The 7,848-nt window shown below is 56.3% G+C and carries 4 protein-coding genes and 1 pseudogene; 4 read left to right on the forward strand and 1 reads right to left on the reverse strand.

The window, feature by feature from the left end; all coding sequences use genetic code 11:
* Positions 1-225 (reverse strand): annotated as a pseudogene (locus VKV29_RS01760) (hypothetical protein); the annotation flags it as partial.
* A gap of 422 nt (positions 226-647) precedes the next feature.
* Between VKV29_RS01760 and VKV29_RS01765 the strand changes: the two are divergent.
* The 4 genes from VKV29_RS01765 to VKV29_RS01780 all read left to right on the forward strand — a co-directional run.
* Entirely contained in the window at positions 648-1,655 is a 1,008-nt protein-coding gene (locus VKV29_RS01765) for an aldo/keto reductase (RefSeq protein WP_324199576.1), read from the forward strand.
* A 21-nt stretch (positions 1,656-1,676) separates the two neighbouring features.
* Positions 1,677-2,633, forward strand: a complete 957-nt coding sequence (locus VKV29_RS01770; RefSeq protein WP_324199577.1) for an aldo/keto reductase — start codon at positions 1,677-1,679, stop codon at positions 2,631-2,633.
* 88 nt (positions 2,634-2,721) lie between these two features.
* Positions 2,722-5,883 carry a hypothetical protein gene (locus VKV29_RS01775; protein WP_324199578.1) on the forward strand — a complete coding sequence of 1,054 codons (3,162 nt, stop codon included), beginning with the start codon at positions 2,722-2,724 and terminating at the stop codon, positions 5,881-5,883.
* A gap of 1,020 nt (positions 5,884-6,903) precedes the next feature.
* Positions 6,904-7,848, forward strand: a 945-nt coding sequence (locus VKV29_RS01780; protein ID WP_324199579.1) for a sialate O-acetylesterase, incomplete at its 3' end; no start/stop codon positions are given.

The raw sequence follows: 7,848 nt of genomic DNA on the forward strand, positions 1-7,848 counted from the left end.
ACTCCAGTTCGACCCCACGCTTATCAGCCTGTCCTCCTCGTCATAACCCATCGCCACCCCCTTGTACACCACAGGGTTCCCCTCTCCATCATAGGTGTAGGCCGTGTTCTGGTTGTCCGCATTAAACCCTTGGTTCACCCCACGAAACACCACCGAGTTGCCGGCATCATCGTAGCTGAAACTCTCGCTGTAGCTGCCCCCGCGCGTCCCGCTCTCACTCACCATCTCTCACTTGCTGTTATCACTATAGGTACTGGTGGTGCTAAAAGCCGTTAAAAACCTTAGCCGGCGGCACTCGGTAGCAGGAGCCAGCCAGAGCGGCAGTCCTAAGGAATGGAGCTACCCGCATGATAGCAAAGCGATGGTGTGTTGTCAAGAGTTTGGTTTTAACTGAAGGCAATGTGCGATAACACTAAGGCAGGGCAAGCTGCAGTTGGAGGAGAAATGGTTGAACACTATCGTTTATCAGTTGGAGTTCTGTAGAGATTCCACACTCATCACTAGAGACAAGCAGAGGCCAGCACATTGGGTTCGATTTTTCTCACCCCCTCGTCGAAGGCTGCTTTCCGAACCTAGCAGGAATTCGGCACACTTTGGATGAAATAGAGAACGACATAACTTCATGCTAGCCGAGAAGTAAACGAAATATGAAGCTGAAACGCTTAGGTCGCACCGGCCTGAAAGTTTCCGAAATCTGCCTTGGCACCATGACCTTTGGAATGCAGGCCGATGAAGCCACCGCGTTCGCCATTATGGATAAGGCGGCCGATGCCGGCATCAATTTCATTGATACTGCCGATGTCTATCCCGTGCCGGTGACGCCCGAAACCGTAGGGCGCACCGAAGAGATCGTGGGGAAGTGGCTTAAAAATCGGCGCGATGATTTTATCCTCGCCACCAAGTGCCGCGGAACGATGGGACCAAGGCCGTGGGATGAGGGGCTTTCGCGCAAACATATTATGCAGGCCGTAGAGGCCAGCTTGAAGCGCCTCCAAACCGACTATATTGACCTCTACCAAACCCACTCCCCCGATCCCGACACCCCTATTGACGAGACCCTCCGCGCCCTAGATGACCTTGTGCATCAGGGGAAGGTACGCTACATCGGCTGCTCCAACTACCAGGCCTGGCAGCTGGCAAAGGCCTTATGGGTTAGCGACAAGCACGGCCTCGCACGCTTCGATACGGTGCAACCGCGATATAACCTGCTGTTCCGACAAATCGAGTATGAACTGCTGCCGCTGTGCCGAGAAGAGGAGATCGGCGTGATCACCTATAACCCATTGGCGGGCGGCTTCCTTACCGGCAAGTATCGCCGTGACGCGCCTCCTGTGGCCGGCTCTCGCTTCGACATCATGCAGGGCCGCTCTCCCATATACCATGAGCGCTACTGGCAAGAGGCTCAGTTTACCGCGGTGGAGACCCTGCGCACCTTTTTTGAACCGAGAGGCAAATCGCTGGCGCAGGTCGCCCTCGCATGGGTACTTGACCAGCCCGACGTCACAAGCGCCATCCTCGGAGCGACGCGCCCAGAACAGCTCGAAGAGACCCTCAAGGCCGTTCACCTAGAGTTAGATCAAGAAGAGCTGGAGGTTTGCGATGCCGTGTGGTATAGCATCCCACGCCCGCGCGACCCCTCCATCGCTCTACGATAAATCGAAGGAGATAGAACCAAGATGACCCATACCATACCGACACAGCCTTTCGGACCGGATGGTGTGCCCGTTTCTCGCATTGGGCTTGGGTGCATGGGGCTTGCCGGCACATGGAACCCTAATGAGGTGGGGCCGGAACACGTCCGACGCGCCATCGCCGCTTTTGAAGCTGCCATCGAGAGCGGCATTACGTTTTTTGACCATGCCGACATCTATGGCGGCACCGCCTGCGAAGCGATTTTTAAAGAGTGCTTGGCCGCAATCCCAGGCATTCGAGAAAAGATATTTATCGCCACCAAAGTCGGCATCCGAAGCGGCTACTATGAACACGACCCGGACTACATTCGCCAATCCATCCGCGGCTCGCTGCAGCGCCTGGGAGTTGAATATGTGGACCTCTACCAGCTGCATCGCCCCGATCCGCTCAGCCATCCTGCAGAGACGGCCAAAGTGTTGGAAGAGCTGGTACGCGACGGGTTGGTGCGCTACGTCGGCGTATCGAACTACTATCCACACCAAACGCTCGCCCTCAAGCGCTATCTTCAGGTTCCCCTCGTTTCCAACCAGATAGAAATCTCGCTTTTGCGCCTTGACCCCATCTACGAGGGGGCGGCCGGAGGAGGCGGCGATGGTGTGCTCGACCAGTGTGAGGAGCTGCAGATCACCCCGTTGGCCTACAGCCCTGTCGGCAGAGGGTGGCTTACCGGAAGGCGAGAGGTACCAAACGATCATCCCCAGAAAGAACGCATCGAACGCATCCTCGCCGCATTTCGTGAGCTTAGCCCGAAATATGGCGGCGCAACCCCCGCCCAGATGGCCATCGCGTGGCTCTTGCGCCACCCCGCCGGCATCATACCGCTGGTCGGCTCCAATAACCCCGATCATATCCGCGAGGCGGCCGGCGCGGCGCAAATTCAACTCACCCGACAGGATTGGTATAAACTCTGGGTCGCCGCGAGGGGAGAGCGCGTTCCCTAAAGCGCCCCTAGGATAGAGCTATGGTGCCTATCCCTTTAAAAACTATATCCGATATATAATACGTAGCATTTAAGGAGTGAACCGTTCCATGAACCGATATCGCTTTCGGTATATTGCCTACATGGCTGGCCTCGTGCTCGGCCTGCTACTCTCCATCCTCCCTGCCAGCCATGCCCAAATGGTAGAAGGAGAGGATATGGTCAACTTTCAACAGACCTTCAACGTCCCTCCACACCAAAAGAATCGCTTTCTCGCCGTCATTCTGCTGAAAATGGCAGGTGTGTCTAACGTGCTGACCCCGAAAGAGCAGGCGACATTTGTCGTGCAGATTCAAAATCTCACCGATCAGCCTCTTAATGCAACCTGCACCCCGGAGATCATCGCCTATGGCACCTACGGCGTCCCCGGCGACATCTGGGTGCCTCACCTCTATCGAATCTCCAAAACCGTGCAAAAGTCGTTCTCTGTGGCGCTCGCCCCCAAAGGTTCGACCACCTACATCCTTCAGCCGAACATACCCCAACGTTTCGGTGGGTACGCGCTCATTCTCGATTTCGGCAACTACGGGCGCCTCTTCGTCACCACCTGCATCCGTACGTTCGCCCACTCCTCCCAACACATTCAATACCCGCACTTTTGTCTCGATGCCGATATTCCCGCTACGGTCTTAAAGCGTCTTGGCGTCCATGCTGTGCGCTTCGGAGTCGGCTACAAGCCGACCACAGATAAAGATTGGGCAGACTGGTACAACAACGTTGCCCAGCAGCTTAAAACCTTTCAGCAAAACGACATCGCCGTGCTCTTTATGGCCGGCGGTGGCGATTTTTACGGCCCCACCCAACCTCTCGGACGTCCACGCCCTTGGTTGAACGACCAAGGAGTTATGCTCGACACAAAGTTCGACCTCGCTTGGCTACCCTCTTACGATGCCGATTTCCAAAAGTGGTGCTATCTCTTCGCCTCCCAATTTGGATGGCCTAAAGGCCCCATCAACGCCTTTTCGCTTTGGAACGAACCATGGGAGGGCATCTCCATCTCCGGCTGGGGCGCCGACATGCTGCGCTATCGCGATATCTATTGGCACATGGCCCAAGGCATACTGCAGGCACGCAAAGATGCCGGTGTACAGGTGCTTGTAGGTGGATGCGACTCCACCTCTAACGCCGTAGACAAGCTTTTCTGCGACGGCAAAGATACGTTTACCAATATCTTCGACTTCGTGAGCATTCACTATCAGGGACAGGACTCTCATGCCACCGTGAAAGCTTGGGTAAACCACAAAGGCCCCTACGGCCGTGTGCGCATATGGGATACAGAAAGCTGGGTGGCCAATACCGATGACAGGGTGGCAGCCGTCGTTGCCGGTGACAGGGCGGCCGGTTACGATCGCGCCATGGGCGTTTACCACGGCAACGTCTGTGAAGTGCAAGATCAGTTCATCACCGAGCCGGACGGCAAGCGCCGCTACGTGCCGAACTACGAGGTCTGGTCTACGGCGGCCGCGGTGAGCGCCGCCACGCACTTCATTGGAGAACGCCCCTTCCGGCGACTGCTCTTTCGACCTGGCCTGCCATGGGTCATGGTATTTGACGGTCGGCCCGATTCGGAGGGTCGTTCCAACCCTGAAGACGGCACGGTGGTGATTGTGGGCGATCTCGGCGCCGAGTTTGGCGCCTACAACCTTCCTTTTTGGACGGCTCGAGGCTATGCCGAGCTGGCGCATAAGGCACAACTTCGCGCCCAACTTGCGGCGCTCCCGTCCAGTGCTCCCGCCACAGAACGCCAAAAGCTTATCACCGCCATACAAACGCCTGAGGCTCTTTCCGGTGCCAGCCTAACGCTCCAAACAGGCCCCTATACCCTCTACGACTTCTACGGCAACCCGATACCATCACACAACGGCAAAATCGTGGTGCCGTTAGATGGGAGAGGGTTCTTCCTGCGAGGAAACGGCACGAAAGGCTCCTTCGCCGCCCTCCTCAAAGCCATTCAAAATGGCTTCATTCAAGGTTTCGAGCCTATCGCCACCGTTGCACACGACATGACGGCTCCCATCTCCCAGCATCCGATCATGCGTCTCGATCTCACCAATCTGCTTAATCGCCCCCTATCGGGTCGGTTGGAAGTTCGCCTAGGTCATCTTCGCGTAAGCGCCCCTTCCGCGCTCTCTTTCGGCCCCAACCAAACAAAAGAGGTGGATGTACGGATTATCGGCGGTACTCCTACCACCGATAACACCTACCCGCTCCATATGGTCTTCGACGCCGGAAAAGACGGGAAAACCGTTTGGGATGAGCCGATGCATGTCAACTACATAGCCTATCGCACCATTAAGGTGGATGGCGATCTGAGCGACTGGAAAGGCGTGCTACCTCAACCCATTCAAAGCGACAACAGCAATGCGGGTTCGCTTACCGAGCAGGCCTGGTATCCTTTTAAAGCTCTACCCCAAAATGTGAAAAAGGGCTTCGCCGTGGCCTATCTAGCCTACGACAAGCACTATTTCTACTTCGCCGCTCGTATCGCCGATAATACCCCCGAGCCTGGCACCCTGCGTTTTGCAACCCGCGACGACGATCAGTTTTTCTACCCTGAGGTCTGCTACTACCCTCAAAAAGACGCCTCAGGCAAGGTTACCCTCATTCCTCTCCAATGGCCTAAAGGGGTGCGTCGTTACTCTTATCGCAAAGACCCCATCCTGCCTGCAGGAAACGCGCCTTATTTCGACAACGTCCAGATCGCCTTCAATGTGCTTCCCCAGGCTCTCAAGCCTTGGTACCCTTACCCTAAAGGCACCGAGTTCGGCTTCACAACCTACAAGGATACCGACTATGAGTATGCCTTGAACAAGGTAGCCCCTCAATACGGCGGCGGCACGGAGATATGGCGTTTGGAGTACCCTGGTATGCCCCATAAGCACTTCTACCCGCGACAGCCTAAATCGCCCTACGATGGCCCTGTTAAAAACGGAAAACTGGTGATAAAACAGGTGGGCAACATGCGCATTGTCGAGTGCGCCATCCCCTGGTACGAGATTCCTTGGGTCAAGAAGCACCTCGATGCCGGTGAGACCATCAAGTTCTCCTACCGTGTTAACGATGGCGGCAACCCAGGCTGCATGGAGTTATCGCGCCTGCGAAGCGTCGCCCGTATCAACGGCTCGTTCCATGTGGACTGGGTAGAGCATTGGGCAAACGCTCTGGAATTCGGCTTTGAACCGGCTCCGAGAACGGCAATGGCGCACCGTTAATGACGGTAGCCTGCCTGGAAGAGGGAATCTCTCAGGCTGTAGAGGTGGTTCCCCCTCCCCCTGCAGGGGGAGGACTACGGCCTTGAAGGAAAGGTGCTGAGGGGGAGGACGTCGGCCTTGAGCGCAGCACCGTCGGCATTGCAGAGCCGATGATACGATTGCCATTTCTCGTGAAATAGACGCCTGTCATTTCGAGCCGAAGGCGAGAAATCTTAAGTTTCAACTCCCACAAGCGCCGATGAATAGAGGGCGGGCTACAGAATGCCGGCGCCCAAGCCCCCCTCTCATCCCCCCCGCACGCGAGGGGAGGCTGCCCTCCCTCCCTCTGTAGGGGGAGGGTTGGGGAGGGGCTGTAGAAACTGCTGGCTTCACGGCTCTAGAGTCAATTAGCGCAGCAAGCCACTCTTGTTCGCCCCCTATCCCGGCCTTTCCCCCGATTCGGGAGAAAGGGGGCGGTTGTGGTGAGTTCTCAAAGGGGAAGGTTATCATAGAAAATTGCCAATAAACTTGTCGGTCTCCCTCCTGCTGCAGTAGGTGGGCATCGGTACCCCATGTCACCTCGAAGCGAAGCTGAGAGGTCTTTTCATTTCATTCTCACTGAGGGAGAAGGACGTCGGCCTTGAGGGGAAGGCGCCCTACCCCAGAAAATCTTGCAATTTTCTGGGGACCCCTGTATCGGCCTTGAAGAGCCGGTGGATAGGCGACTTTCATTTCTCGTGAGATAGACGCCTGTCATTTCGAGCCGTAGGCACCTGTCATTTCGAGCCGAAAGCGAGAAATCTTGCATTTCCATTCCCACCAGTTCTGAGGAGAAGGGCGTTGGCCTTGATGGGAATGGACGCGCCGGTGGCGGCTCGCCTTTTTTCTTTTGCCGTTTGCAATGAGAGCGGCGGCGGTACTTTTGGTAGCGATATCCCGTCACGTGGCATAGGAGAGATTTTTTGACAATGCCCGAATCGCATAGTATAATGCGGGGGAGAAAGTCCTCTACAATTTACCCTCCAAGAAGGAGTTTTTTGCATGAAAGCGATCCTCTCTCTGCTCGTAGTTCCGCTTCTCTGTTTCGCCGTGCTGCCGCTCTACGCACAAACCGACGCCGGCAATGCAAACCTGCCTTTGGTGAGCCGCATTTTCAGCAGCAATATGGTGCTCCAACGCGAACGCAAAGACCCCATCTGGGGCTGGACGACCCCAAACGCCAAGGTCACGGTGACCGTTACAGGCAACAACTTTCAGCAAAAGGCGGAAGCGACGGCGGATGATAAAGGAAACTGGCAGACCACCATCGGGCCTCTACCGGTTGGCGGACCTTACCAAATAACCGTGACCGGCCCCGATAACCAGCAAGAACAGTTCGACAACGTGCTTTCCGGCGATGTTTGGCTCTGCTCCGGTCAAAGCAATATGCAGTTCGGTATCGCCAACGGCCTCAACGCACAACAGGAGATCGCCAACGCCAACTATCCCCAGATACGCCTCTTTTCCGTGCAACTCTACTCCGTTCCTGAACCGATGCCCTGTTTGAATCCGGCTCAGCCCAATCTGGTCAATCAGTGGGTAGAGTGCAATCCCCAAACGGTGGCGACAGGCGGTTGGGGCGGCTTTTCCGCGGTGGCCTACTTCTTTGGCCGTGCGCTCTACCAGGCTTTGGGAGTGCCCATGGGCCTTATCCACTCCTCTTGGGGTGGCACCCCGGCCGAAGCCTGGATAAGCGCTCGCACCATCTCCAAACTGGCCGACTTTCAAAAAGCTTTGCAGCAGGTCGAAGACAACCCCAACGCGGCACCAAACAGCTATGGCGTCATGCCATCCGCTCCCACCGTACTCTACAACGGCATGATCGCCCCGCTTGTCCCCTTCGCCATTCGAGGGGTCATCTGGTATCAAGGGGAATCGAACGTGGGCAGGGCCTACCAGTACCGCGCTCTGCTTGCCGGCCTCATTCGAGACTGGCGTGCCGCCTGG

The sequence above is a fragment of the Chthonomonas sp. genome, from assembly GCF_035294165.1.
Taxonomy (GTDB): domain Bacteria; phylum Armatimonadota; class Chthonomonadetes; order Chthonomonadales; family Chthonomonadaceae; genus Chthonomonas.

Bases quoted from the DNA above. Each gene is read 5' to 3' on its own strand.
- VKV29_RS01765 (WP_324199576.1), top strand. From the start codon at position 648: ATGAAGCTGAAACGCTTAGGTCGCACCGGCCTGAAAGTTTCCGAAATC.
- VKV29_RS01770 (WP_324199577.1), top strand. From the start codon at position 1,677: ATGACCCATACCATACCGACACAGCCTTTCGGACCGGATGGTGTGCCC.
- VKV29_RS01775 (WP_324199578.1), top strand. From the start codon at position 2,722: ATGAACCGATATCGCTTTCGGTATATTGCCTACATGGCTGGCCTCGTG.